A 24651-nucleotide genomic window follows, 5' to 3' on the forward strand; every position below is an offset into this window, starting at 1 on the left:
CACACCCAGCCAACCAGACACCCCAATCACAGGCCGACAGCAGCTGACCGTTCTACACCCTCAATCATGAAGAGCCCATAAAGGCGAGGTGTTGCAGCCCGGTGCGGTGCCGCGAGTAGTCACCGGGCTCTGCGGTCGGATAGAAAAACAGGAAGGTGCCAGGTTTGCCGCCGGCCGGGCGAAAGGCGAACTGATCATCGGCGGCGATGAAAGGCTCGAAACCTACCAACGGCATCAATTCGTCGTAGTAATTCTTGGCTGCCCCCAGATCGGGCACGTTGATGCCGAGATGGCCGAGCATCATCCGACTCTAATGCCGGGTGCTAGCCGGTGACGTCGTGTTGCGGTGTTTCGCCGAGCGCGGGCACGGCGCGGCCGCGCAGCTTGTTGACGATGAATACCACCGTCCCGATGCCCAGCCACACGATGCCGCCGATCTTGGCCAGCGAATCCGCGTTGAACAGCACGTAGCCGATGATGAGGAAGCCGAGCGTCGGCACCACCAGGTGCAGTAGATAGTTCCGCGACTTCTTGCGGCCGAGGTAGTACCACACCACCGACACGTGCAGTAGGCAGAAGGCGAACAGCGCGCCGAAGTTCACCAGTGACGAGATGAGCGCGATCTGGCCGACGAAGAACAGCACGAGCACCACGCTGATCGCGCTGACCAACACGATCGCGGCGTATGGCACCTTGCGGGAGCTGACGTTGGACAGGAAAGCCGGTAGCTGCCGGTCGCGGCTCATCGAGAACAGCAGCCGGCTGGTCGCGGCCTGCGCGGCCATCGCGTTGGCGAATCCCACGGCCAGCACGTTGACGACGAAGAAGGCGTTCATCCACCCCGTGCTGGACGCTGCCTCGACCAGTTTGAAGAATGCGTTGCCTGCCTCGTCGTCGCTGAACGAGGTCCGACCGCCGGCCAACAGGCTGGCCAGCCAGGTCTGGCCGATGAACAGGAACGCCACGATGAACAACGCGCCGATCATCGCTTTGCCGGCCGGGTTGCGGGTGCCCGTGGATTCCTCGGCGAGGGTCGAAATGCCGTCGAAGCCAAGGAAACTCAGCACGGCGATCGACAGCGCGGCGGCGATCAGCGGAGCGCTGACGGTTTCCGGATTCCAGATCGGCGTCGTGCTCCAGTGCACATTGGGCAGCGAGTCACCGTTGATGGCCCGCACCGCGATGACCACGAAGATCACGAGGAAGACGAGCTCGAGTACCAGGAACAGCCGGTTGGCCATCTTGAGTGAGTCGACGCCGAGCAGATTGATGACGGTGTTGACCAGGACGAACACCAGCGCCCACAGCCATCGCGGCGTCCCGGGGAAGAGGCCGATCATCGATTCGGCGGCCAATACGTACAGCAGCGTCGGTATCAGGAGGTAATCCAGGAGGATCGCCCATCCCGCGAAAAAGCCCGCGCCGGGATGGATTCCGCGGCCGACATACGAGAACACCGATCCGGCGAGCGGGAACGACTTGGCCATCTGCGCGTACGCCGTCGCCGTGAACACCATCGCGATTAGGCCGATGAGATACACCAGTGGCACCATGCCGCCGGCGCTGTTGTAGACGACGCCGAAGATGGTCCACGGTGCGATCGGCACCATGAACACCAGCCCGTAGACGATGAGGTCGACAGTCGAGACGGAACGATTGAGTTCCTGCTTGTAGCCGAATGATTCGAGGGCGCGTTGACCTTCGCCGGTGGCGAGGCGGGTGGTGGTTGCCATGGCAGTCCTATCGGGTCGAGCGGATGGGTTCAGACCAGGGCGTCGGTGGCCAGATCGTGGTTGGCGTCGTGGTTGGCGAGGAATGCGGCGACGAAAGCGCGGAATTCCGCGGGCTTCTCGAGATGCGAACAGTGACTGGTGCCGGGGAACACGTGGCCGACGGCACCGTCGATGTGGTCGAGGAACGGCTGCCAGGAGTCGGGGGTGGCCTCGTCGAACTCGCCGGCGATGACGAGCGTCGGCGCGTCGATCGCGGGCAGCCGATCGATGATGCTCCACGTGCGCAACGTGCCCATGACGTGAAATTCGTTGGGCCCGTTCATCGTGTGATAGACGGTGGGCTCCGCCTCCATCTGCGCGATGGTGTCGGCCAGATCCTGCGGCATGGGGACGACGCGGCACAGGTGGCGCGCGTAGAACTCGTCGGTCGCCGCCAGGTACTCCGGATCGTCGACCGTGCCCGCTTCCTCGTGGCGCGTCAGCGCGGCCTCGACATCCGGTGGCAACTGCGCGCGCAGCTGTGCGCAGCCGGCCATCCAGAGTTCCATCGACGCCGGCGAGTTGCAGATGACGAGCGACGCGAGCCCCGGTGGCCGGCGCACGGCGATCTCCGCGCCCAGCATGCCGCCCCAGGACTGGCCCAGCAGGTGGTACTCGTCGATGCCCAGGGCGGCACGGACGGTGTGGAATTCGTCGACGAAGAGCTCCGGTGTCCAGAATGCGGCGGGGGCGTCGGGCAGATGGGTGCTGTTGCCGCAGCCGAGCTGGTCGTAATGGATGACGGTGCGGCCGGTTTCGGCGGCCAGTTCGGCGATGTTGCGTACGTAGTTGTGGGCCATGCCCGGCCCTCCGTGCAGGACGAACAGCGGCAGAGCACCCGGCGCGGGCGACTCGGGCGCGGTCACCTGGACCCAGGTCTCGTAGTCGCGGAACGGCACGTGGTGGCGGGTGGTCGGCATGACGGCCAGCATGTTTCATTAATGGTCTCATCACAAGACCATTAATCGAGATTTAACAATCCGTGTCGATACTCTGTGTGTCGACAGGAAGGGAGCCGGCGATGACACATCTCCACGGTGTGGATGCCCCCGGCCTGCTCGACCGCGAACTCGAATCATCGACTCGGGTCGACGAGATCACCGATCGGCTGGTCACTGCCATCGCCATCGGCGAATACCTGCCCAATGCCCGGCTGCCCGCCGAACGTGAACTGGCCGCGTCGCTGCGGGTCGGCCGGATGACGGTGCGCGCGGCACTCGCCCGCTTGGTGGACCGCGGTCTGGTGGAGACGCGGCGGGGCCGTGGCGGTGGCTCGTACGTGTTGCAGCAGTGGCCGGACTCGTCCACGGAAGCGGTGGTCCGCACCCTGCGGATGCGGGTCGACGAGATTCGCGACCGGTGTGACGCGATCTGCCGCGTCCACGGCGCGGTGAGTCGCGCCGCGGCGGAATCCCGCACCGACGGCGACATCGACGTGCTGCGGCGGTGTCTCGACGACTACCGCCGGGCCGACAGCGGTTTGGCCGCCCAGCAAGCGGACAGCGCCCTGCACCTCGCGATCATGGATGCCGCCCACAACGCCGTCCTCAAACAGGTGCTGCTCGACCTGGAAGCGTCCGTCAGCATCGGCGCTCCGGCGCATGTGTGGGGCGAGCCGGTGACCATGCGGGAGATGGAACTGCGCGCGCTGGGTGAGCACACGACGCTCGTCGACGCCATAACCGAAGGCCGCGGCGATGACGCCGAGGCGCTGGCACGCGCTCACGTGGCAATCGATTTCGAGAACATCTCGGCGGCGATGCGCCGTGCCGGGATGCTCATCGACTGAGCCCGCCGCTCGGCGCCGCGCGCGGCCGCAGCGGGCGGCGGTGCAAAACCAGGGCGAACCAGCGGGTAATCTTGTCGCCCGTGACCACCACCGGAATCGACGTCAGCGCACGCTTGGGCACCGTGCTGACTGCCATGGTGACGCCGTTCGGCCCGGACGGCTCGCTTGATCTGGCTGGTGCGAAGAAGGTAGCCAAGTACCTGGTCGACAAGGGGTGCGACGGCCTCGTCGTTTCCGGCACCACCGGCGAGTCGCCGACCACCACCGACGACGAGAAGATCGCCCTGCTCGAGGCGGTTCTCGAAGAGGTCGGTGACCGGGCCCGCATCATCGCCGGCGCCGGCAGCTACGACACCGCGCACAGCGTCCATCTGGCCAAGGCCAGCGCCGCGGCCGGCGCGCACGGTCTGCTCGTGGTGACGCCGTACTACTCGAAGCCGCCGCAGGCCGGCCTCGTCGCGCACTTCACCGCCGTCGCCGACGCCACCGACCTCCCGGTGGTCCTCTACGACATCCCGCCGCGCTCGGCGGTCCCGATCGAATGGGACACCATCCGCACGCTGTCGGCGCACCCGAACATCGTCGCGGTCAAGGACGCCAAGGGTGATCTCAACGGCGGCGCGCAGATGATGGCCGAGACCGGATTGGCCTACTACTCCGGCGACGACACGCTCAACCTGCCGTGGCTCGCGATGGGCGCCACCGGGTTCATCAGCGTCTGGGGTCACGTGGCCGCCGGCCAGCTGCGGGACATGTTGTCGGCCTTCAATTCCGGCGACATCGCGACCGCGCGCAAGATTCATGTGGGCCTGTACTCGCTCGGCGAGGCGCAGAACCGACTGGGCGGCGTCACCATGAGCAAGGAAGGCCTGCGGTTGCTGGGTATCGAGGTCGGTAACCCGCGGTTGCCGCAGGTGCCCGCCACGCCGGACCAGCTGACGGCACTCGCCGCGGACCTGCGCACGGCATCGGTGCTTGCGTGACCAGACCCGACTTCGCACCGCCCGGCCCATTGGAGCCGGGCGGTCTGCGTGTGACGGCCCTGGGCGGCATCAGCGAAATCGGCCGCAACATGACCGTTTTCGAGCACCTGGGCCGGCTGCTCATCATCGACTGCGGCGTGCTGTTCCCGACGCACGACGAGCCCGCCGTCGACCTGATCCTGCCGGACATCCGGCACATCGAGGACCGGCTGGCCGATATCGAGGCCCTGGTGCTCACCCACGCGCACGAGGACCACATCGGCGCCATCCCGTATCTGCTCAAGATGCGGCCGGACATTCCCGTGGTGGGCTCTCGGTTCACGCTGGCCCTGGTGGCCGCCAAGTGCCGCGAGCACCGGCTCAAGCCGAACATGCAGATCGTCGCCGAGGGTCAGCGCAGCACCCACGGGGTGTTCGAGTGCGAGTACTTCGCGGTCAACCACTCGATTCCCGACGCCCTCGCGATCGCCGTGCACACCGGCGCCGGCACGGTGCTGCACACCGGTGACATCAAGCTCGACCAACTGCCGCCGGACGGCCGGCCAACCGACCTGCCCGGCATGTCCCGGCTCGGCGAACAGGGCGTCGACCTGTTCTTGTGCGACTCGACCAACGCCGAGATTCCCGGCGTCAGTCCCTCCGAGAGCGAGGTCGGTCCCAACCTGCACCGGCTGATCCGCGGCGCGGACGGCCGCGTCATCGTGGCGTGCTTCGCCTCGAACGTCGACCGTGTGCAGCAGATCATCGACGCCGCCGTGGCGCTGGGGCGCAAGGTCTCCTTCGTCGGCCGCTCGATGGTCCGCAACATGGGGATCGCCAAGGAACTCGGCTTCCTCAACGTCGACGACGATGACGTCATCGACATCGGTGCGGCCGAGCTGCTGCCGGCCGACCGCGTCGTGCTGATCACGACCGGTACGCAGGGCGAGCCCATGGCGGCGCTGTCCCGGATGTCCCGCGGCGAGCACCGCAGCATCACGCTGACGGCGGGTGACCTGATCATCCTGTCCAGCTCGCTGATCCCCGGCAACGAGGAAGCCGTCTACGGCGTGATCGACTCGCTGGCCAAGATCGGCGCCCGCGTCGTGACCAATCAGCAAGTGCGCGTGCATGTTTCCGGCCATGCGTTTGCCGGCGAGCTGCTGTTCCTGTACCGCGGGGTGCGGCCGCGCAACGTCATGCCCGTGCACGGCACCTGGCGGCACCTGCGTGCCAACGCCAAACTCGCCATGCGTACCGGGGTGCCGGAGGAGAACGTCGTCCTCGCCGAGAACGGCGTCAGTGTCGACCTGATCAACGGGCAGGCCCGGATCGCGGGCGCCGTGCCGGTCGGCAAGGTGTTCGTCGACGGTCTGGTGCTGGGCGATGTCGGCGACGCCACCCTGGGCGAAAGGCTCACGCTGACTTCGGGTTTCATCGCGGTCACCGTGGTGATCAGCCGCGAGACCGGCAAGCCGGTGGCCCCGGTGCACCTGCACTCGCGCGGCTTCTCCGAGGACCCGAAGGCCCTCGAGCCGGGCGCCGAGAAGGCGCAGGCGGCGCTGGAAACTCTTGTCTCCGAGCAGGTTACCGATCCGGCGCGCATTGCCCAGGCGGTGCGGCGGGCCGTCGGCAAGTGGGTCGGCGAGACCTACCGGCGCCAGCCGATGATCGTGCCGACCGTTCTCGAAATTTAGCCCCGCGACAATAACCGGCGTAAAGCCTCGGTACGAGGGAAACTCGCATCGGGGTCGGTCCGTACCACTAAACTCGGCCCGGTGACTTTGCCGCGGGGGGGTCAAGCCTCCGATCGCCGTGCGCGCGGCAGGCCGGCCAACGCCGATTTGCGAGCTGCCAGGCGCAAGGAGATCGTGCGGGCTGCGTATGCCGTGCTGACCGCTCGCGGCTATGACCAGACGACGATGTCGGATATCGCCCGTCACGCCAACGTCGGCCAGGGCACGTTGTACCGGTATTACCCGAGCAAGCGGGATCTGCTCGACGACGTCTTCGATTACGCGGTCACGAAAGCTGCGCGGGCACTGCGGATCGGCTCGCTGGCGAGCCTGGACCTGACCGACTACCACCAGGCCATGGAGCTCATCACGCTGTTCGGGACCCGTCTGTTCGATCTCGTCGACGAGGATCCTGCGATCGTCCGGCTGCTCACGGTGGAAAGCAGCGCCATCGACCCCGAACTGCGGTTCCGGGTCAGCGGGCTCCTGTCGACGGTGGACGTCGCGTTCGCGCGGCTGTTCGAGACGGCGAACCCCGACTACGCCTCGGTGGATCACCGCGACACGTGGGCGTTGCTGGGCCGCCTGGTGGTCGGTTTGTCCGGCCCGGGGTTGCTGATGTCGATGCGGGGGGACAGGACGGCCGAGTCGCGCGCCACCTTTCTGGCGTCGATCTCGGGGATCGCCGATCAGGGATTGCTGACCGAGGACACCGCCGACGGGGAGACCAGCGATGCCTGAGAGAGCTGCCGAGCTGTACGCGGCGGCCACCGACTTGTTCATCGAGCGTGGATACCGCGACGTGGACGTCGCCGATATCACCGCCCGCTGCGGGGTCGGCCACGGCACCTTCTACAACTACTTCCGCAGCAAGCGGGACCTCCTCGATTCCGTCCAGTCCCGGACCGTCCAAGAGATTTCGGCCGCGATCGCCGGCGAAGATGAGCCGGCCGAATGGACCAGCCGCACCGCGTACGTCGCCGAGTTCACCGACCGCGTGCGCCGCGCCGTGACCTACATCGCGAAAAACCGTGCGCTGGTGTCCTTCGTGGCGATTGCCGCACCCGGCGTTGACGAACAGGCCTACGAATCGGTGCTTGCCGCATACGAACAACTCGGGGCGCAGGTGGCCGCATTCCTGGAGGTGGGACGCCGGCAGGGGTGGATTCGCGACAACGCCGATGTGCGTACCGCCGGACAGGCGGTGGTGTCGTGTGTGTTGATGGCGACGTTCCCGATGCTCGTCGGTGACGGCACCGACGTCGACCCGGAGCCCATCGCGCAGTCATGTGCGGCCTTTCTGTTGGGCGGGCTGCGCCGGGTGCTACCGGATTCGTGAGCGCCAGCGGGCTATCTGCTGTCCCATCTCGGTCGTGGGCGCGGCGTCCAGGACCCATTCCGAAGCGATGTCGTGCCAGCGACCCCGAGCTTGCAGCGTGCCCAACAGTGCGCACACGCTCATCTCCGTCCGGCGTGAGAAAGCGTGTGCGCTGTGCATGCGCTGCCTGAATATCCCTGAGCGGTAATCGGATTGGGGCAGCATCGCCTGTGACAACGCCTTGTACGCGACCTTGTCGGTGACCTGGCTCAGCCCCGGAGTGAGATACCACCCGGCGACGGCCCGGATGTACTCCAAGGCCATCTCCGGGGGCAGCGCCTCGGCATCGACGATGAATCCGGCCGTGCTGGCCAGCCGATGTGCGGTCGCGGCGTCGCCGCGCATGACCGCCTTCAGCACCGACCGTTCCAGATCGACCTGGGCTCGGCTCATCCGTACGTACAGGCCGAAATCGAGGAAACCGATTCGGTTGTCCGGCAGGCGCAGGATGTTGCCCGGGTGCGGGTCGGCGCAGAACTCGCCGCTGGTGTAGATGTTGGCGCAGTAGAAGCGGAAGACCGCCTCGCCGATGTGGTCGCGCACCGTCTGCTCGACGTCGGTGTGTTGATGTAGCTGGGTGCCGTCCAGGTACTCGGTCACCAAGACGCGGTCGGTGCACAACTCGTCGATCGGCTCGGGGATCACGAACACCGGATGTTCACGATGTGCTTCGTGGACCGCGCGGTGGTTGGCGAGTTCCTGGCGGTAGTCGAGCTCTGCCGTGATCTGCCGGCTGACCTCGGCCACCACCGCATTCAGTCCCCTGACCGGGTAGGCCCTGGCACGTAGCCGTACCAGCAGGGCCAGGTTCTTCAGATCCGCGCGGACCGCGCTACGCGCCCACGGGTATTGGACCTTGACCGCCACGTCGCGGCCGTCGTTCAGCTGGGCTCGGTAAACCTGCCCCAGCGACGCTGTGGCCAGCGGTTCGGTTTCGATGGTGCGCACCTGGCTGCGCAGCGCGCCCCACTCGGAGTCCATCAACCGAAACATGACGGCGTTGTCGACGGCGGGGGCACGGCTGAACAACGGAGACAGCCGGCGCGAGAATTCATCCCGCGTCTGTGCGGAGCTGAGGCCGAAATTCAGCAGCGAGAGCAGCTGGCCGACCTTCATCGCCGCACCCTTCATGGTGCCCAATGTGGTGGCGAGGTCGTCGGCCAGACGCAGCATCTGTTCGTCGCGGGCCCGCGCTTTCTGCTCTTCGGACAGAAAAGGCTGTCGAACGGCGTTCGTTGCCCGGCGCGCCGCGGCGCGGGCGGCGACCTGCCCGACGCGTGCGCCGCGCACGGCGCGGTCGGTGGGCTGATCACCAGGCGTCAACGTGGCCTGCCTCGACATTGATGGGCATGGCGCCGAACCGAATCCCTCCAGCCTGGTTTACAACCGAGTTGTCCAGGTTGGCAAGGGAACTCGCAGAGTCGAGCAGGGCCTCGCGGTCGCTCGGCCGCAGGGTCATCAGCGCGGTGGTGACCTCGCGCACCGATTGATTGCGGGCGAGGCGGAGCCAGTCCAATTCGCTTTCGAGAGCACGGGTGTAACAGGAGTCTTCGCCGTCGAGGTATTCGGTTCGGACACCGAAGAATTCGGCCAACATGTGCACTGTCAGGCGGGACGGGCGGGTGCGCACGCCACGGCGCAGCTGCGACAGATAGGGGTCCGACAAGTCGTAGCCACGGCGAGCCAGCGCTTGAGTCACTTCGCAGTTCCGATACGGGCCCCGCGTCGGTGGATAGCTGCTCGCGAAGAGATTGTTGAGCCGCTCGGCGAACAAGGCGGCGTTCGCCGCCGGCTTCCGCGGGTGCTTCCTGTCGTACATGTCGTTCCCCCAAATGGTGTTGCCTGGCTCTGACGTGCTGCGCACGTGCGGGAACCAGATGGCCGGTCGTGGCCGCTTGGGGGAGCGTTCCGGGTCCGATGGCGATGTAACAGATGTTCGCCAAGCACCTGGAGCGAGTACGTTAGCCCACCACCGTCAACTTCGCTACAGCTGGCGAAAAATGAAAGGTTGACACGTCAGTCCGCTATATGTAATTCTTCGGCGCGAAAGCAGAATCCGGGCAGCTTGGGGGAGTGTGTGCCGGTGTTGGCGCTGGAAGGGGAGGGATTGCGGGGTGGACTGCGGGGTGTTCACCTCGCTCGACGTGTCATAGCTGTGGGTTCGCTGTGCGGAGCTGCGGGCGCCGCGGCCAGTCAGGCGTCAGTTGTTGCTGAAATGTTGAATTCGAGGCACTGCCGGGGGCAGGGCGCCGGCGGTCGGCGAGAGTCTCGGTGCTGAGGCGCTCCTCGGCAATTCGATGAGTCCGGGCGCGCAGAGCGACATGGGACCGAGGGGACGGCTGCCCGGTTGCGGCGGCGGAAGGGGTTTCGCTGTGGGGGTCACGACGAACAAGCTGCTGTGCGACAGCGAGATTGCGCCCGACAGCAGTGTCGTGGTGATCGAAGACGTTGGCGCGGGCGGTGTTTCGGGCGTCTACGTGCACCCGGGTGGGTACGGTGATGGGGGCGTCGTGCGGGCGCTGTGGGTTCACACCATGAACATCCACGAATGCGATCTCGTCGGCAGAATGGTGCGCGTGCGGGTGTATTCGGGTACGGACACCCGCGGACTGGGCGAGCCGGCGTTCGATGGGCAGCTCGACATCGCCTCTGGGGTCCTGGCCCTGGGTGATCGGCACAACCGCACCCGCCAACTGCTTTTCGGCACGCCGAAAGTCGTCCAGGTCACCGTCTTTCTCGGCAACGAGATCGAGACCGTTCCGGTCGGTGATTCCAACAGCTGTTATCCGGTATCAGGTCCGAGTGAAGTCAACGTGTTGCTGCACGGTGAATCCGGCTTCGTTCACGCACTGGGATACCCGATGCCGCGGTGGGGCCGGCTTCGCCGGTGGCAGCGCCTGCCGCGCACACAGGCAGACGTGCCGGGGCCGGCGGCGGCCCGCCGCGTCAGCGCTTGTTGACGAAGCCGGCATCCACCGGCAGCGTCACGCCGGTGATGTACCGGCCGGCCTCCGACACCAGCCAGGCCACGGTGTTGGCGATGTCCTCGACCTCGAGCACCTGCACGGGCAGCGCGTTCGTCATGTCCGGGCCCGCTTTGGTTTCCTCGGTCAACTGGCTCAACCACTTCCGGGTGAACTCGTTGTCGATCATCGGGGTGTTGACCCCGGCCGGATGGATCGAGTTGACCCGGATGTTCTGCGAGGCCAGCAGGTTTGCGTACACGCGCATCAGGCCGACCATGCCGTGCTTGGCGGCGGCGTAGCCCACCGACCCGGCCATCGGTGAGGACAGTCCGACCAGTCCGGCGACCGAGCTGATCAGCACGATCGACCCGCCATTGCCGGCCTTGACCATCGGGCGCACTGCCACGTCCAGGGTGTTGTAGACACCCGTGAGGTTGACGTCGATGACGTCCTGCCAGGCGTTTTCGCCGGCCATCGGGGCGATCCCGGCGTTGGCGATCACGATGTCCAGCCGCCCACCGAACTCGTCGACGCCGGCCTTGAGCGCGGTTTCGAGGGCGTCGCGGTCGCGGACGTCGGCCTGACTGGCGACGATTCGCGCGCCGTTGTCCTCGACCAGCTTGACCGTCGCGGCCAGATCGTCGGGCGTGGCCATGGGGTAGGGGACCGACGCGATCTGGTCGCACAGGTCGACGGCGATGATGTCGGCGCCCATCGACGACAGCTTCACCGCGTGCGCACGGCCCTGGCCGCGCGCCGCGCCGGTGATGAAGGCGACCTTGCCGCTCAGCTCACCCATCGTCAGCTCGCCCGCAGCTGGCCCTTGGCCGGATCGCCGGCGACCACGGGAGCCAGCATCTTGATGTCGGGCGCACCGTCGAGGTGCTCGCCGATGGCGCCGAACAGCTTGCCGATGGCCGGGGCGGTGCTGTGGGTCTTGATGGCGTCCGCGTCGGCCCACTGCTCGACGAACACGAAGGTGCCGCCCTCGGCCTCGTGCAGTGAGTAGAGCTCACAGCCCGGTTCGCCGTGGACGGCGTCGACGGCCTCGACGCACGCGGCGCGGACCAGGTCGACGGACTCGGGCTTGGCTTTCATGGTGGCGACGACGACGACGGGCATGAACGACTCCTCGATAGCTAGCTGACCTAGACAGGTGTCCACGTTAGACCCGGCCGCGCGGCGCGTGTGACGTGGCTCCCACTGCGGCATGACCAGCGGATATGTGGCCGGGGTCGTGACCCAAGCGTTACTTGTGTGGCAGATGGTGCAGATGGGGTAATTGCGACTAGGCTGGCAGCCATGGCGAGTAAAACCGCAACGAGCTCAGCTAACCGGGCCAAGGCCGGGTCGGCGAATCGTGGCGCAGCCGGTTCGGGGGCGCGTTCATCGAAGTCAGGCAGTGCAAAGTCGGGCCGGCCGGCGCGTCCGCCGGCCCCGAAATCGCCCGCCCGCAAGCCGGCCCGCAAACCCGCGCCGCATCCGTCTCCCGTCGCGACCGCCGGCGCAGCGGTGGGTCGTGGCGCCCGCGCCGGCTGGCTGATGCTCGCCAAGGGTGCCGGAACCACCGCCCGCAGCGTCGGCCGCGCCCGCGAACTCGAGCCCGGACACCGCCGTGACGGCATCGCGCTGGCGCTGCTCGGTGTCGCCTTCCTGATCGCTGCGAGCTCCTGGTTCGACGCGGCCCGGCCGGTCGGTGCCTGGATCGACTACGGCGTCCGCACCGTCGTCGGATCCGCTGTCGTGGTGCTGCCGGTGCTGCTGCTCGCGCTGGCCGTCACGCTGATGCGTACCCACCCGAATCCCGACGCCCGGCCCCGGCTGATCCTCGGTGCCGCGATGATCGGGCTGCCGGTACTGGGCCTGTGGCACATCTGGGCCGGCGGGCCCACCGAGCCGGGGGAGCGCCGCGGCGCCGCCGGCTTCGTCGGCTTCGTCATCGGCGGGCCGCTGTCGGACGGCCTGACCGTCTGGATCGCCACGCCGCTGCTCATCATGGGCGTGCTGTTCGGCCTGCTGCTGGTCACCGGCACGACGATCCGCGAACTGCCGGACACGTTGCGCTACATGGTTTCCGGTCGCCTGCACGGCGAGCATGACGAGGACGACGACGCGCCGGCCGGTTTCGTCGACGACTTCGCCGATGACTTCTCCGACGGCTACTACGACGACCCGACGTACAACCGGGACGAGCCCGAGGCCTGGCCCGGTTCGGACCAGTCCACCGCGGCGATGACGCGGCCGCTGGGCCGCACGCCGATGGACAACTACCCGGTCGAGCCGGCCGCCGACGAGGCGCCGACGACTCCCGAGCCGGCCGCCAAGCCGCGCCGCCGCAAGGCGCAGAACGTCGCGGATCCCGTGCCCACCAAGGCCAAGGCCGTGGAAAAGGCGCCGGACGACGGCTTGTCGATCGACCGTGTCATCGAGGGCGACTACACCCTGCCGCCGCTGGACCTGCTCGCCGACGGCGACCCGCCAAAGCGCGTCGGCCGCGACAACGACCGCATCATGAACGCCATCGCCGAGGTGATGGAGCAGTTCAAGGTCGACGCCACGGTCGTGGGATTTCAGCGCGGCCCGACCGTCACCCGGTACGAGATCGAGCTCGGGCCCGGTGTACGCGTCGAGCGGTTCACGCAGCTGCAGCGCAACCTCGCCTATGCGGTGGCCAACGAGCACATCCGACTGCTCGCCCCGATCCCCGGCAAGTCGTTGGTCGGTGTCGAGGTCCCGAACAGCGACCGCGAGATGGTCCGGCTCAAGGACGTGCTGAACGCGCCGACCACCCGCAAGGACCACCACCCGATGGTGTTCGGCATCGGCAAGGACGTCGAAGGCCACTTCATCAGCTACAACCTGGCCAAGATGCCGCACCTGCTGGTGGCCGGCTCCACCGGTTCGGGTAAGTCGAGCTTCATCAACTCGATGCTGGTGTCGCTGCTGCAGCGCGCCACCCCGGACGAGGTCCGGATGATCCTCGTCGACCCGAAGATGGTGGAATTCCCGCCGTACCAAGGCATTCCGCACCTCATCACGCCCGTCATCATCGACCCGAAGAAGGCCGCCGCCGCGCTGGCCTGGCTCGTCGAGGAGATGGAGCAGCGCTACCAGGACATGAGCGCCAGCGGTGTCCGGCACATCGACGACTTCAACAAGAAGGTGCGCTCGGGCGAGATCACCGCACCGCTGGGCAGCGAGCGGGTCTACAAGACCTATCCGTACATCCTGTGCGTCGTCGACGAGCTGGCCGACCTGATGATGCAGGCGCCGCGCGACGTCGAGGACGCCATCGTCCGCATCACCCAGAAGGCCCGCGCCGCGGGCATCCACCTAGTGCTGGCCACCCAGCAGCCGGTGGTGTCGGTGGTGACCGGTCTGATCAAGGCAAATGTGCCGTCCCGCATGGCATTCGGCGTCACCAACGCGACCAACTCGCGCGTCATCCTCGACCAGATCGGTGCCGAGAAGCTCACCGGCAAGGGTGACGGCCTGTTCCAGCCGTCGGAGGCACCCAAGCCCATCCGTGTGCAGGGCGCCTTCGTCAGTGACGACGAAATCCAGGCCGTTGTCGCCTTCACCAAGCAGCAGGCCCAGCCCGAGTTCATCGACGGCGTCACGGTCAAGACCGTCGAGAAGCGCGACATCGACAGCGACATCGGCGACGACATGGACGTCTTCCTGCAGGCCGTGGAGCTCGTGGTGTCGAGCCAGTTCGGCTCGACCTCGATGCTGCAGCGCAAGCTGCGGGTCGGGTTCGCCAAGGCCGGCCGCCTGATGGACCTGATGGAGACACGCGGCATCGTCGGACCGTCCGAGGGCTCCAAGGCCCGCGAGGTCCTGGTCAAGCCCGACGAGCTTGCCGGCACCCTGATGCTGATCCAGGGCGGCTCCGACGCCAACGGCTCGGCGGGCGACGACCCGGGCTTCTGACCGGTGTTGCCGGGGTCACACCCGGGCTGATCGGCGGTGCGGATAACACCGACGATCGGTGGCTGACGGCGCCGACTGTGGGAGGCTGGACTCCTAAGGAGGCTTTGCCGTGGTTGACATTTCGCGCAGCGCAGCGACGGAAGCGGAGCTCGACGCCGAGTACGAATCCGGTGGCCGCAGCCGGCCCGCGCTGACGGCGTTCACCGACTTCGGGTTCCGGAAGTCGACGGCGCAGCACGTGGTCCCGCTGTTGTACGGGCTCGTCATCGCCGGTGCGGTGGTTCTGTACCTGACGGGCGCCGTCGTGGCCTTCGAGTTGTCCCCCTGGCTCGGCGTGTTCTGGCTGCTGCTCGCCGGCCCCGTGACCTGCGTCGCGATCGTGTTGGTGGCGCGGGTGGTCCTCGAGTCGCTGAGCGCCTTCATGGCGATGGGCCAGCAGGTCGACGAGCTCAACGAACTGGTGCTGGAGATCGCCGAGCTGATGATCGGGGTCTCGGACAAGATCGAGGTGATCCCGACACTGCCGTCGTTCGGCCGGGGCGGGCGGTCCCGCCGGCGGGCCGCGATCATGGACATGCGGGACCGAATCGTCGCACGCCGCAACGCCGCGGCCGACAGCGCCGATTAGCTACAGCGTGACCAGCATCCGGGTGTTGCCCAGGGTGTTCGGCTTGACGTAGGAGAGGTCGAGGAACTCCGCCACACCGGTGTCGTACGAGCGGCACATCTCCTCGTACACCTCGGCGGTGACGGGCGTGCCCTCGATCTCCTTGAAGCCGTGGCGGCTGAAGAAATCGGTCTCGAAGGTCAGCACGAAGACGCGCTGCAACTGCAGTTCCCGCGCCACGTCGAGCAGCTTGGCCACCACGGCGTGCCCGACGCCCATGCCGCGCACCTTGGGGTGCGCGGCGACGGTACGCACCTCACCGAGGTCGGCCCACAGCACGTGTAATGCGCCACAGCCGACGATCTCGCCGTGCAGGTCGGCGACCCAGAACTCCTGGACCGCCTCGTAGAGGGTCACCAGGTTCTTTTCCAGCAGGATCTTTCCCGCGTAGATGTCCACGAGGGCCTTGATTCCCGGTACATCGGAAGTCCGGGCGCGGCGAACCACCAGCCCAGTGGTGGCGGGTTTCGGTGCGTCGCTCACATGTGGAGGGTATCGGCTGCGTATCGCCCGGTAGGTGACCGGATATCCTGTGTCGGTGACAGGCCAGTCAGATACCGATCCGCGCGCCTCGCGCGCCGGCGTGGCGAACATCGCCAATCTGCTGACCGGACTGCGCATCGTGCTGGTGCCCGTGTTCCTGGCCGCGCTGTTCGCCGGAGACGGTCACGAAACTCGTTGGCGGATAGCCGCTTTCGTCGTGTTCGCGGCCGCCGTCATCACCGACCGGTTCGACGGCGAGATCGCCCGCAGCTTCGACATGGTCACCGAATTCGGCAAGCTGGCCGATCCCATCGCCGACAAGGCGCTGATCGGCGCCGCGCTGATCGGGCTGTCGATGCTCGGCGACCTGCCGTGGTGGATCACGGTCGTGATCCTGGCCCGCGAGCTCGCGGTGACGCTGTTGCGCTTCGCGGTGATCCGGCGCGGCGTCATCCCCGCCAGCCGCGGCGGCAAGCTCAAGACGTTGGTGCAGGCCGTGGCGATCGGCCTGTTCGTCCTGCCCCTGCACGCCTGGCCCGCGCCATGGCTGACCACCGCCTGGGTGTTCATGTGGGCCGCCGTCGTGCTGACGGTGCTGACCGGCATCGACTACGTCGTCTCCGCTTTTCGCCGGCCCTGATCCGGCAGCCCGGGAACCAAAGCGGTGCGTCGCCACGTTGGTGCCTACAAGACCGTGTAGAACGGGTGGTCCGGCCGGGCTGCGCGGCTGCTGTTACTTCAGGGCGAAGGGAAACACGATGACGACATTGCTGCGTGAGGTCATCGGCGACGTGCTGCGTCAGGCCCGTACCGGGCAGGGACGCACACTGCGCGAGGTGTCCGACGGTGCTCGGGTGAGCCTGGGCTACCTGTCCGAGGTCGAGCGGGGCCGCAAGGAACCCTCGAGTGAACTGCTCGGTGCCATCTGCGGCGCCCTGGACGTGCCGCTGTCCCAGGTTCTGGCCGACGCCGCCGAGCAGATGCTGCACACCGAGCGCGCCGAGGCCGACCGCACGGTGGCCAACATCGACGTCGCGACCAAGGTCGTCATCCCACAGGCTCTCGCCATGGCAGTTGCCTGAGTCGCCGGGGCCGGAACCGCAGCTCGAACGCGTCTGGCATTCGCCGCGCCGTAATCCTGCATGCGGGCTGCGTCCGGCTGTCCATACCCACTAGGTTGGCTGTAGACGCGCTGCCACCGTGTGGCCGGCAACCTGACAACCGATCCCGAATCAACGAACGACACGAAGGCGGACCGATCTCATGGCCAATCCCTTTGTCAAGGCCTGGAAGTACCTCATGGCGCTGTTCAGCTCCAAGGTCGACGAATACGCCGACCCGAAGGTGCAGATTCAGCAGGCGATCGAGGAGGCCCAGCGCCAGCACCAGGCCCTGACTCAGCAGGCCGCCTCGGTCATCGGCAACCAGCGCCAGCTGGAGATGCGCCTGAGCCGTCAGCTCGCCGACATCGAGAAGCTGCAGGCCAACGTCCGTCAGGCGCTGACCCTGGCCGACCAGGCCACCGCGGCCGGCGACGTCGCCAAGGCCACCGAGTACAACAACGCCGCCGAGGCCTTCGCCGCCCAGCTGGTGACCGCCGAGCAGAGCGTCGAGGACCTCAAGGGGCTGCACGACCAGTCGCTGCAGGCCGCGACGCAGGCCAAGAAGGCCGTCGAGCAGAACGCCATGGTGCTACAGCAGAAGATCGCCGAGCGCACCAAGCTGCTGTCGCAGCTCGAGCAGGCCAAGATGCAGGAGCAGGTCAGCGCCTCGCTGCGTTCCATGACCGAGATCGCCGCGCCGGGCAACACCCCGAGCCTCGACGAGGTGCGCGACAAGATCGAGCGTCGCTACGCCAACGCCATGGGCTCTGCCGAGCTGGCGCAGAACTCGGTGCAGGGCCGCATGATGGAGGTCCAGCAGGCCAGCGTGCAGATGGCCGGGCATTCGCGCCTGGAGCAGATCCGTGCCTCGATGCAGGGCAACTCCCTGCCGTCCGGCGGCGCCGCCGCACCGGCCACTCCCGCGGCTCCGGCAGCCAACCCGGCTCCGGAAAATCCACTGTCGCAGTAACTTTCGAGATGTGAGGGGGCAGCGGTGAACGCCCAGTCGGCCGGCCGTCCCGGGGAGACCCGGGGCTGGCAGGCAGTCCTGCAACGCAGCATCGACACCGCTGCCGAATTGTCCGACCTGGTGGCCCAGCGCCTCGGCGCCGCCGCCGACCCGCGGGCGCGCCTGCTGCGCAAGCGCCGCTGGGCGCTGCGGTTGGGCTGGCTCTTCGCCGGCGCCAGCGCCTTCTGGATCGGGCTGACGGCACTGCTGGCGGCCTGGAGCACGCCGTTCTGGGTGCTGATCATCACCGGCCCCATCGCCGGCGGCGCCGCCTTCCTGGCCACGCTGTGCTTCCTGCGGTACCGGTGGCTGCGCGGCGAGCCCCTGCCGCCCGCGCGGACTTCACGGCGGCTGCCGCCCAGAGGCTCGGCGGCCCGGCGTCCGATGGAGACCCTGGCATCGGCCGAACGCGGGCTGTACTCGCTGCTGAGCGTCATCCAGCGCGGCCAGTTGCTGCCGGCCGGCGAGATCGCCGAGGTGACCGCCGCGGCCAACGTGTCGGCTGCGGCGCTGGCCGGTACGGCCGCGGAAGTCGTCGCCATGGAACGCGCGGCCGGCTCGGTCCCGCAGTCCCGCGGACATCTGGTCCCGACCATCAAGGCGTACACGGCCCAGCTCGAGGCAGGCGTGCGGCAGTACGGCGACATCGCCACGGCGGCAGCACAATTGGTGTCCGCGGCGAACAGCGGTGCGGGCTCGGCGCGGTCGATGTCCGAGCAGCGTTACCGCAGCGAACTGGTCGCCGCCACGGACCGGCTCAGCGCCTGGGCGCAGGCCTTCGACGAACTCGGACGGCTGCGCCAGGCCTGACGGCCGCTAGATCGTGGTGCTGCCCGTGCCGTCGTCGGACCGGCGGCCGTACCGCTCTTCGTAGGCCGCGTGGATGTGGGCGTTCTTCTGCCGCAAGGACTCTTCGAGCAGCTTCGGGTCGATGCCGTGCTTGACCAGCATGTGGCGGCGCCAGATCTTGTTCAGGGCGTGCGAGAAGTAGATCACCGGGATCAGGATCGGCACTGTCGCGCTGAGGCGGATGACGAGATCCTGCCCTCCGGTGATGCCGAGGAGCTCGGGCAGGAACCAGATCGGGATCAGGATCAGAAACGCCGGGACGAACATGCGGATGACGATCCGCAGCGTCGCGCCCTTGCCGATGAGGTCCTCGGTCACCCACGCCCGCATCGAGTCGGGCAGCCGGCCGCCGTAGCTGTACTTGATGTACTGCCAGGCGTTGGGCTTCGGGCGGTTCTCATTGGCCATGGTGGCCGATTTTACCGGGGGTCACATGGTCGGACGCAGAGCCGGGACGACGGCGCCGATGAGGCCGCGCAGCGTGGCCTTGGCCATGTCGAACATGTCGAAGTAGTCGCGCCACAGCGTGATCTTGCCGTTGTGCACCTCGAAGACCCCGCAGACCCAGAACTGCAGGCGCACGGGACCGATGACCAGCGCGTCGGTGCGCTCGTTGAGCACCGTCGTGCCCTCGCCGACGATGCGGTGGAACTTGACCTCGAAACTGACCGGGCTCTTCTTCATGGGGCGGAACAGCTTCATCGCGCGCGTGCGGCCGTGGATGGTCGGCAGCCCGACGTTCTCGTAGACGAGGTTGTCGTCGAGCAGGCAGTCGGCGGTGTCCATGTCCTCGGCCTGCAGGGCGTAGAGGAAGGATTCGACGATCTCGGCGTTGGTCTGGGTCACGGCCGGTGTGCTCTGTGTCATACCGGCCACGGTAGTGCGCCTGCCCGCCGGCGCACAGGCCCCGGTGTGACAGGGTGACCCGATGCGCGTCGCCGTCGTTGCCGGGCCGGACCCCGGCCATGCCTTTCCGGCCATCGCGCTGTGCCTCCGGTTCCGGGCTGCCGGCGACCATCCGGTGCTGTTCACCGGCCGGCAATGGCTCGACACCGCACGGCAGGCCGGCGTCGATGCGCGGGAGCTGCTCGGGCTGGATCCCGAGGACGGCGACGACGACCTCGACTCGGGCGCCAAGATTCACGAGCGTGCGGCCCGGATGGCGGTGCTCAATGACTCGTCGCTGCGAGAGCCGGCGCCCGACCTGATCGTGTCCGACGTCATCACGGCCTGCGGCGGGATGGTCGCCGAGTCGATGGGCCTGCCGTGGGTCGAACTGACCCCGCACCCGCTGTACCTGCCGTCGAAAGGATTGCCGCCGCTGGGCAGTGGCCTGGCGCCCGGCGTCGGCGTGCGGGGCCGGCTGCGGGACGCGACACTACGGTTCCTCACGGCTCGTTCGGTGCGTCAGGGCAACCGGCAGCGGTCCGCGGCGCGCGTCGGGATCGGCTTGCCCGCAACCGATCCCGGGCCTGCGCGGCGGCTGATCGCGACCCTGCCCGGGCTGGAGGTGCCGCGGCCGGACTGGCCGGCCGAAGCCGTCGTCGTGGGGCCGCTGCACTTCGAGCCCACGACCGCGGTGCTCGACATACCGCCCGGTTCGGGGCCGGTCGTGGTGGTGGCGCCGTCGACCGCGACGACGGGGATGCAGGGCCTGGACGACCTGGCGCTCGAGACGCTGATCCCCGGGCAGACGCTGCCCGACGGCGCGCGCGTCGTCGTCTCGCGGCTGCGCGGTCCCGACGCGCCGGTGCCGCCGTGGGCCGCCGTCGGGCTCGGGCGGCAGGACGAACTGCTGAAGCGGGCCGATGTCATGATCTGCGGCAGTGGCCACGGCATCGTGTCCAAGACGCTGCTGGCCGGGGTACCGCTGGTCGTGGTGCCCGGTGGCGGTGACCAGTGGGAGATCGCCAATCGGATTGTGCGACAGGGGAGTGGCGAGCTGATCCGGCCGTTGACCGCCGAAGCACTGGTGGCGACAGTGGGCCGCGTGCTGGCGACGCCGTCGTACCGGGAGGCGGCCCGGCGCGCCGGTGCCAGCGGCGCGGACGTCGCCGACCCGGTGGCCGTATGCCGAGCGGCGCTCGGCGGCGCCGCTGAGTAGGTTGGTGCGGTGCGACTGACCGAATTCACCCTGCTGATCGAAGAGCAGTTCGGTGCGGCGCGCGGCGCTGCGTTGGTGTCGGACCATGTGCTGGCCGCGCTCGGTGGCCGTACCCCGGCGCAAGCGATCGAAGCGGGCGTCGAACCCCGCGACGTCTGGCGCGCCCTGTGCGCGGACTTCGACGTCCCGCGCGATCAGTGGTGAGCGCCGGTCTTTTGGTCTCTCCGCACGGTTCACGCTTCGGTGTTTGTCGGCCGACGACATGGTGTTCGCCGAGAGTGCCCCGATAGCGTCGTGCGTGAACCCCACGATGGAAGGACGACAACACGCCGATGAGCGCCAGCATTGCCGTAGTCACCGGAGCTGGGCGGGGAATCGGCCTCGCCATCGCGAAAGCCCTTGCCGCGGCGGGACACCGCGTACTGATCACCGACGTCGACGGGGACGCCGCACAGCGCGCGGCGGAGTCCGTCGGGCGCGGTGCGTGGGGCGTCGCCCAGGATGTGCGCGACGTCGCCGGCCATGAGGCCGTGGCGGCACTGGCTGCGCAGCAGGGCCGACTCGCGGTGTGGGTCAACAACGCCGGTGTGCTGCACGCGGGGAACTCCTGGGAGCAGCCCGCCGAGCACGTCGTGCAGACCCTCGACGTCAACGTCCGCGGCATGATGGCGGGCTGCATGGCGGCGGTCAACGCCATGGGAGCCGGTGGCGGTGTCATCCTCAACATCGCGTCCATCTCGGCGCTGACGCCGGTGCCGGGGCTGGCCGTGTATGCCGCGAGCAAGGCGGCGGTGCTGTCGTACACCACCTCTCTGCAGGGCGAACTGCGCGGCGCGGGCCTGCCGATCCGGGTCAGGGCGCTGTGCCCCGATGTGGTGAACACCGAGATGGTCAACTCGCGGACCCACGACCCCGGTGCGGCGCTGCTGTTCTCGGGTCCCAAGCCGCTGGCGGCCGACGACATCGCACGAGCTGCCCTGGAGCTGATGGATTCCCGTCAGATCTTCCGTGTCGTACCGCGCTGGCGCGGCGTGATCGCCCGCGGTACCGACGTGGCACCGGCCGCCGGTCTGCGCGCGCTGTCCCTGATGAGGGCGCTGGGCCTGCGGCGCCAGCGTTCACTGTGACCTCGAAGGCGATGACCACGAAGACCGTGGCGATCACCGCGTGACCGGTCATTGATCGGCGTGTCCGCTTGAAGTCGAACATCTGTTCGCTACTGTGGTGTCAGTTCGAAAAACTTGTCGGTGGCCTCATCTAGCGTCACGGCCAACCGATCGGAAACCCGATCAACGGACACCCACGAGGACGGAGACCACCATGGCAGCACAGGCCCCAGATCGCGAGAAGGCACTCGAGCTCGCGCTGGCACAGATCGACAAGAGCTTCGGCAAGGGCTCGGTCATGCGGCTGGGAGAAGAGTCGCGCCAACCGATTTCGGTCATTCCGACCGGATCCATCGCACTGGACGTCGCGCTCGGTATCGGTGGCCTGCCGCGTGGCCGCGTCGTCGAGATCTACGGCCCGGAGTCCTCGGGTAAGACCACCGTGGCCCTGCACGCCGTGGCCAACGCCCAGGCGGCCGGCGGCATCGCGGCGTTCATCGACGCCGAGCACGCCCTGGACCCCGAGTACGCCAAGAAGCTCGGCGTCGACACCGACGCGCTGCTGGTCTCCCAGCCGGACACCGGTGAGCAGGCGCTGGAGATCGCCGACATGCTGGTCCGCTCCGGCGCCATCGACATCCTGGTCATCGACTCGGTCGCCGCCCTGGTGCCGCGCGCCGAGATCGAGGGTGAGATGGGTGACAGCCACGTCGGTCTGCAGGCCCGCCTGATGAGCCAGGCGCTGCGCAAGATGACCGGTGCGCTGAACAACTCCGGTACCACCGCCATCTTCATCAACCAGCTGCGCGAGAAGATCGGCGTGATGTTCGGTTCGCCCGAAACCACCACGGGTGGTAAGGCTTTGAAGTTCTACGCCTCGGTGCGTATGGACGTGCGCCGTATCGAGACGCTCAAGGACGGCACCGACGCGGTCGGTAACCGCACCCGCGTCAAGATCGTCAAGAACAAGGTGTCGCCGCCGTTCAAGCAGGCCGAGTTCGACATCCTCTACGGTCGCGGTATCTCGCGTGAGGGCTCGCTCATCGACATGGGCGTCGAGCACGGCTTCATCCGTAAGTCCGGTTCGTGGTTCACCTACGACGGCGAGCAGCTGGGGCAGGGCAAGGAGAATGCCCGTAACTACCTGCTGCAGAACGCGGATGCCGCCAACGAGATCGAGAAGAAGATCAAGGAGAAGCTCGGTATCGGTGCAGTGGTGACCGATGGTGCGGCCGATGACGTCCTTCCCGCCCCGGTCGACTTCTGAGGCCGAGCCGGCGCAGCCGCAGCGGCGTGAGGAGCAGGCGCGGGACGTGTGCCTGCGTCTGCTCACCACCCGGGCGCGCAGTCGGGCCGAGCTCGAAGCTCAGCTGACCAAGCGCGGCTTCCCCGAGGATGTCAGCGCCCGGGTGCTGGACCGGCTCGCCGAGGTCGGCCTCGTCGACGACGTGGCCTTTGCCGAGCAGTGGGTGCGTGAACGTCGCACCAATGCGGGAAAAGGCAAGCGTGCCTTGGCTTCTGAGTTGCGGACCAAAGGAATCGACGCCGACGTGATCGCCGAGACGCTCGACAGCGTCGACGCGGGTGAGTGGCGGGTGCGCGCCGAGGAACTGGTCGCCGCGAAGCTCCGGCGGGAGAACCTCGACGACGAGATGAAGGTGACCCGGCGCCTGGTCGCGATGTTGGCACGCCGCGGGTACAGCCAGGGCATGGCCTTCGATGTGGTCAACACCCAGCTCACGCAGGAACGGCAGCGCCGCGCGGTCTAGCCTTTGGCCGCTCCCTTGGGTTGCGGGTGCGTGATCTTGGGCAGCGACAGCTTCGGTAGCGACAACTTGGGCGCGGAGAACTTCGGCGCCGAGAACTTGGGTGCCGACAACTTCGGTGGCGCGAACTTGCCGGCCGGTGGGTGATCGATGTCGCCGGCCGCCACGTCGACAAGTTGGCGGGGCTTCTTCGGCGGCGCCGGGAGCTTGGGTGGCTTGGGGCTGAACGTCGAGGCGATCGAATCCTGTTGCATGGTCGGTGTTTTCGTGGGGGCCAGTGTCTTCGGTGTCTGCGGGACGTCAATGGCTGCGGTGGGATTCACCGCAGCGATCGTTGTCGGCACTGGTGTCCCCAGCATGTTGTGGGTGAACTTTTCCACTGACGTGATCACCGCTCGTGCGAAGTCCGCCATCTGCTGTGTGACGTTGAGGCCGAGTGTGGTGGTGTCGACGACGAACTGCTGACCGGGTCCCGAGTTGAACGGCGGGAATGCGGACAGGGTGGTGGCTCGGAACTGGAGCTGGAACACCGCGATGTCCTGGGCGAACCCGACGAGATCGCGTCCGGCCTCGAACTCGATGTCGGCGAACGCACTCAAGGCTTGCGCGGCGGCAGCCGGTGGCGGCGTGCCACTGCCGATGGCCGCCACGAAGTTCCCCGGTATCTGCGCCTGGCGCTGGAACAGGGCGGCGCCGGTGGTGACCCAGTCGACCAACAGCCCGACGTTGAACATCACCTGCTGGTTGAGCAGATCGAGCGGCAGCGGCTGCGCCGTCAGCGAGATGCTCGGTTCGGTGAGCACCGGCACCGCTTGCGCGGCGGCGCGCCCTGGCGACGGTGCCGCGGTGAGAACCAGGCACGCGGTGCACAGCGCCGCGACGGTCTGGGTTGGAGCTGGAACTGCTGTGAACGCACGTACCGCGACGTTCATGACGCCTCCCGGGATCGAGTGAACCTCCATCAGGGACACGACATGCATGCCCGCGGGGTTCACCGGGAAGGCGAACCCCGCGGACTGCTGCGATGA

Annotated in this window: 27 protein-coding genes and 1 pseudogene; 17 read left to right on the forward strand and 11 right to left on the reverse strand. The window is 67.7% G+C overall.

The features are described 5' to 3' along the window. Positions 1–76 precede the first annotated feature (76 nt). The 3 genes and pseudogenes from ACJH6H_RS20420 to ACJH6H_RS20430 all read right to left on the reverse strand — a co-directional run. A pseudogene (locus ACJH6H_RS20420) lies at positions 77–301 on the reverse strand (extradiol dioxygenase); the annotation flags it as partial. Positions 302–323: 22 nt separating this feature from the next. Next, positions 324–1733 carry an APC family permease gene (locus ACJH6H_RS20425; RefSeq protein WP_406775669.1) on the reverse strand — a complete coding sequence of 470 codons (1410 nt, stop codon included), beginning with the start codon at positions 1731–1733 and terminating at the stop codon, positions 324–326. Positions 1734–1762: 29 nt separating this feature from the next. After that, a complete protein-coding gene (locus ACJH6H_RS20430) occupies positions 1763–2692 on the reverse strand; it encodes a proline iminopeptidase-family hydrolase (RefSeq protein ID WP_406775670.1) in 930 nt (309 codons plus the stop codon). A gap of 101 nt (positions 2693–2793) precedes the next feature. Between ACJH6H_RS20430 and ACJH6H_RS20435 the strand changes: the two genes are divergently transcribed. The 5 genes from ACJH6H_RS20435 to ACJH6H_RS20455 all read left to right on the forward strand — a co-directional run bounded on the left by ACJH6H_RS20435 (position 2794) and on the right by ACJH6H_RS20455 (position 7598). Then, a complete protein-coding gene (locus tag ACJH6H_RS20435) occupies positions 2794–3561 on the forward strand; it encodes a FadR/GntR family transcriptional regulator (protein ID WP_406775671.1) in 768 nt (255 codons plus the stop codon). Between the two features lie 80 nt (positions 3562–3641). Then, on the forward strand, positions 3642–4544 hold the full coding sequence (dapA, locus tag ACJH6H_RS20440) for a 4-hydroxy-tetrahydrodipicolinate synthase (protein WP_406775672.1): 903 nt from the start codon (positions 3642–3644) through the stop codon (positions 4542–4544). After that, positions 4541–6220 (forward strand): ribonuclease J, encoded by a 1680-nt coding sequence (locus ACJH6H_RS20445; RefSeq protein WP_406775673.1) that lies wholly within the window; start codon positions 4541–4543, stop codon positions 6218–6220. Before dapA ends, ACJH6H_RS20445 begins: the two co-directional genes overlap by 4 nt. A 174-nt stretch (positions 6221–6394) precedes the next feature. Further along, complete coding sequence (locus ACJH6H_RS20450) at positions 6395–7000, forward strand: TetR/AcrR family transcriptional regulator (RefSeq protein WP_406775674.1); 606 nt, start codon at positions 6395–6397, stop codon at positions 6998–7000. Beyond that, positions 6993–7598: a TetR/AcrR family transcriptional regulator gene (locus ACJH6H_RS20455; RefSeq protein WP_406775675.1), complete on the forward strand. Its 606-nt coding sequence runs from the start codon at positions 6993–6995 to the stop codon at positions 7596–7598. Before ACJH6H_RS20450 ends, ACJH6H_RS20455 begins: the two co-directional genes overlap by 8 nt. On the opposite strand, the gene ACJH6H_RS20460 is transcribed toward ACJH6H_RS20455, so the two are convergent. Together ACJH6H_RS20460 and ACJH6H_RS20465 are read right to left on the reverse strand one after the other, a co-directional pair. Continuing rightward, a complete protein-coding gene (locus ACJH6H_RS20460) occupies positions 7584–8960 on the reverse strand; it encodes an ABC1 kinase family protein (RefSeq protein ID WP_406775676.1) in 1377 nt (458 codons plus the stop codon). The genes ACJH6H_RS20455 and ACJH6H_RS20460 overlap by 15 nt on opposite strands. Further along, positions 8947–9501, reverse strand: coding sequence for an XRE family transcriptional regulator (locus ACJH6H_RS20465; protein WP_406775677.1), 555 nt, complete (start codon positions 9499–9501; stop codon positions 8947–8949). Before ACJH6H_RS20465 ends, ACJH6H_RS20460 begins: the two co-directional genes overlap by 14 nt. Positions 9502–10009: 508 nt before the next feature. Here ACJH6H_RS20465 and ACJH6H_RS20470 point away from each other — a divergent pair. After that, a complete protein-coding gene (locus ACJH6H_RS20470) occupies positions 10010–10597 on the forward strand; it encodes a hypothetical protein (protein ID WP_406775678.1) in 588 nt (195 codons plus the stop codon). Here ACJH6H_RS20470 and ACJH6H_RS20475 read toward each other — a convergent pair. Both ACJH6H_RS20475 and ACJH6H_RS20480 read right to left on the reverse strand, forming a co-directional pair. Next, on the reverse strand, positions 10584–11402 hold the full coding sequence (locus ACJH6H_RS20475; protein ID WP_406775679.1) for a mycofactocin-coupled SDR family oxidoreductase: 819 nt from the start codon (positions 11400–11402) through the stop codon (positions 10584–10586). The genes ACJH6H_RS20470 and ACJH6H_RS20475 overlap by 14 nt on opposite strands. A 2-nt stretch (positions 11403–11404) precedes the next feature. Continuing rightward, complete coding sequence (locus ACJH6H_RS20480; protein ID WP_318984370.1) at positions 11405–11725, reverse strand: putative quinol monooxygenase; 321 nt, start codon at positions 11723–11725, stop codon at positions 11405–11407. A 180-nt stretch (positions 11726–11905) separates the two neighbouring features. On the opposite strand from ACJH6H_RS20480, the gene ACJH6H_RS20485 reads away from it, so the two are divergent. After that, positions 11906–14536 (forward strand): DNA translocase FtsK 4TM domain-containing protein, encoded by a 2631-nt coding sequence (locus ACJH6H_RS20485; protein WP_406775680.1) that lies wholly within the window; start codon positions 11906–11908, stop codon positions 14534–14536. A 109-nt stretch (positions 14537–14645) separates the two neighbouring features. Continuing rightward, positions 14646–15164: a DUF4282 domain-containing protein gene (locus ACJH6H_RS20490; RefSeq protein ID WP_406775681.1), complete on the forward strand. Its 519-nt coding sequence runs from the start codon at positions 14646–14648 to the stop codon at positions 15162–15164. Here ACJH6H_RS20490 and ACJH6H_RS20495 read toward each other — a convergent pair whose 3' ends face one another. Beyond that, positions 15165–15686, reverse strand: a complete 522-nt coding sequence (locus ACJH6H_RS20495) for an amino-acid N-acetyltransferase (protein WP_020101886.1) — start codon at positions 15684–15686, stop codon at positions 15165–15167. A gap of 55 nt (positions 15687–15741) precedes the next feature. On the opposite strand from ACJH6H_RS20495, the gene pgsA reads away from it, so the two are divergent. From pgsA to pspM, 4 genes are all read left to right on the forward strand, one after another. Next, on the forward strand, positions 15742–16326 hold the full coding sequence (gene pgsA, locus ACJH6H_RS20500; protein WP_212811744.1) for a CDP-diacylglycerol--glycerol-3-phosphate 3-phosphatidyltransferase: 585 nt from the start codon (positions 15742–15744) through the stop codon (positions 16324–16326). A gap of 118 nt (positions 16327–16444) precedes the next feature. Beyond that, on the forward strand, positions 16445–16768 hold the full coding sequence (clgR, locus tag ACJH6H_RS20505; RefSeq protein WP_212811743.1) for a transcriptional regulator ClgR: 324 nt from the start codon (positions 16445–16447) through the stop codon (positions 16766–16768). A gap of 181 nt (positions 16769–16949) precedes the next feature. Then, complete coding sequence (pspA, locus tag ACJH6H_RS20510) at positions 16950–17759, forward strand: phage shock protein PspA (RefSeq protein WP_061006850.1); 810 nt, start codon at positions 16950–16952, stop codon at positions 17757–17759. A 24-nt stretch (positions 17760–17783) separates the two neighbouring features. Beyond that, positions 17784–18608: a phage shock envelope stress response protein PspM gene (gene pspM, locus ACJH6H_RS20515; protein WP_212811742.1), complete on the forward strand. Its 825-nt coding sequence runs from the start codon at positions 17784–17786 to the stop codon at positions 18606–18608. 6 nt (positions 18609–18614) lie between these two features. Here pspM and ACJH6H_RS20520 read toward each other — a convergent pair whose 3' ends face one another. Both ACJH6H_RS20520 and ACJH6H_RS20525 read right to left on the reverse strand, forming a co-directional pair. Then, positions 18615–19055, reverse strand: coding sequence for a DUF5313 domain-containing protein (locus ACJH6H_RS20520; RefSeq protein ID WP_212811741.1), 441 nt, complete (start codon positions 19053–19055; stop codon positions 18615–18617). Positions 19056–19076: 21 nt separating this feature from the next. Then, on the reverse strand, positions 19077–19514 hold the full coding sequence (locus tag ACJH6H_RS20525; RefSeq protein ID WP_212811740.1) for a limonene-1,2-epoxide hydrolase family protein: 438 nt from the start codon (positions 19512–19514) through the stop codon (positions 19077–19079). A 61-nt stretch (positions 19515–19575) separates the two neighbouring features. Here ACJH6H_RS20525 and ACJH6H_RS20530 point away from each other — a divergent pair, with 61 nt between their 5' ends. The 5 genes from ACJH6H_RS20530 to recX all read left to right on the forward strand — a co-directional run bounded on the left by ACJH6H_RS20530 (position 19576) and on the right by recX (position 23626). Beyond that, complete coding sequence (locus ACJH6H_RS20530; protein ID WP_212811739.1) at positions 19576–20751, forward strand: glycosyltransferase; 1176 nt, start codon at positions 19576–19578, stop codon at positions 20749–20751. Positions 20752–20760: 9 nt separating this feature from the next. Then, on the forward strand, positions 20761–20955 hold the full coding sequence (locus tag ACJH6H_RS20535) for a DUF3046 domain-containing protein (RefSeq protein WP_212811738.1): 195 nt from the start codon (positions 20761–20763) through the stop codon (positions 20953–20955). Between the two features lie 128 nt (positions 20956–21083). Next, complete coding sequence (locus tag ACJH6H_RS20540) at positions 21084–21878, forward strand: SDR family oxidoreductase (RefSeq protein WP_212811737.1); 795 nt, start codon at positions 21084–21086, stop codon at positions 21876–21878. Between the two features lie 193 nt (positions 21879–22071). Beyond that, positions 22072–23124 (forward strand): recombinase RecA, encoded by a 1053-nt coding sequence (gene recA, locus ACJH6H_RS20545; RefSeq protein WP_212811736.1) that lies wholly within the window; start codon positions 22072–22074, stop codon positions 23122–23124. Next, positions 23093–23626 carry a recombination regulator RecX gene (gene recX / locus ACJH6H_RS20550; RefSeq protein ID WP_212811735.1) on the forward strand — a complete coding sequence of 178 codons (534 nt, stop codon included), beginning with the start codon at positions 23093–23095 and terminating at the stop codon, positions 23624–23626. Before recA ends, recX begins: the two co-directional genes overlap by 32 nt. Here the strand turns inward: recX and ACJH6H_RS20555 are convergent. Continuing rightward, positions 23623–24585, reverse strand: coding sequence for a hypothetical protein (locus tag ACJH6H_RS20555; RefSeq protein ID WP_212811734.1), 963 nt, complete (start codon positions 24583–24585; stop codon positions 23623–23625). The genes recX and ACJH6H_RS20555 overlap by 4 nt on opposite strands. Between the last annotated feature and the right edge of the window lie 66 nt (positions 24586–24651).

Origin of the sequence: Mycobacterium sp. SMC-21 (assembly GCF_045310825.1) — a bacterium.
In the GTDB taxonomy this organism is placed as follows: Bacteria; Actinomycetota; Actinomycetes; order Mycobacteriales; family Mycobacteriaceae; genus Mycobacterium.

Bases quoted from the DNA above. Each gene is read 5' to 3' on its own strand.
- ACJH6H_RS20425 (WP_406775669.1), bottom strand. From the start codon at position 1,733: ATGGCAACCACCACCCGCCTCGCCACCGGCGAAGGTCAACGCGCCCTC.
- ACJH6H_RS20430 (WP_406775670.1), bottom strand. From the start codon at position 2,692: ATGCCGACCACCCGCCACCACGTGCCGTTCCGCGACTACGAGACCTGG.
- ACJH6H_RS20435 (WP_406775671.1), top strand. From the start codon at position 2,794: ATGACACATCTCCACGGTGTGGATGCCCCCGGCCTGCTCGACCGCGAA.
- ACJH6H_RS20455 (WP_406775675.1), top strand. From the start codon at position 6,993: ATGCCTGAGAGAGCTGCCGAGCTGTACGCGGCGGCCACCGACTTGTTC.
- ACJH6H_RS20475 (WP_406775679.1), bottom strand. From the start codon at position 11,402: ATGGGTGAGCTGAGCGGCAAGGTCGCCTTCATCACCGGCGCGGCGCGC.
- ACJH6H_RS20480 (WP_318984370.1), bottom strand. From the start codon at position 11,725: ATGCCCGTCGTCGTCGTCGCCACCATGAAAGCCAAGCCCGAGTCCGTC.
- ACJH6H_RS20485 (WP_406775680.1), top strand. From the start codon at position 11,906: ATGGCGAGTAAAACCGCAACGAGCTCAGCTAACCGGGCCAAGGCCGGG.
- clgR (WP_212811743.1), top strand. From the start codon at position 16,445: ATGACGACATTGCTGCGTGAGGTCATCGGCGACGTGCTGCGTCAGGCC.
- pspA (WP_061006850.1), top strand. From the start codon at position 16,950: ATGGCCAATCCCTTTGTCAAGGCCTGGAAGTACCTCATGGCGCTGTTC.
- ACJH6H_RS20520 (WP_212811741.1), bottom strand. From the start codon at position 19,055: ATGGCCAATGAGAACCGCCCGAAGCCCAACGCCTGGCAGTACATCAAG.
- ACJH6H_RS20525 (WP_212811740.1), bottom strand. From the start codon at position 19,514: ATGACACAGAGCACACCGGCCGTGACCCAGACCAACGCCGAGATCGTC.
- ACJH6H_RS20530 (WP_212811739.1), top strand. From the start codon at position 19,576: ATGCGCGTCGCCGTCGTTGCCGGGCCGGACCCCGGCCATGCCTTTCCG.
- ACJH6H_RS20540 (WP_212811737.1), top strand. From the start codon at position 21,084: ATGAGCGCCAGCATTGCCGTAGTCACCGGAGCTGGGCGGGGAATCGGC.
- recA (WP_212811736.1), top strand. From the start codon at position 22,072: ATGGCAGCACAGGCCCCAGATCGCGAGAAGGCACTCGAGCTCGCGCTG.
- recX (WP_212811735.1), top strand. From the start codon at position 23,093: ATGACGTCCTTCCCGCCCCGGTCGACTTCTGAGGCCGAGCCGGCGCAG.
- ACJH6H_RS20555 (WP_212811734.1), bottom strand. From the start codon at position 24,585: ATGGAGGTTCACTCGATCCCGGGAGGCGTCATGAACGTCGCGGTACGT.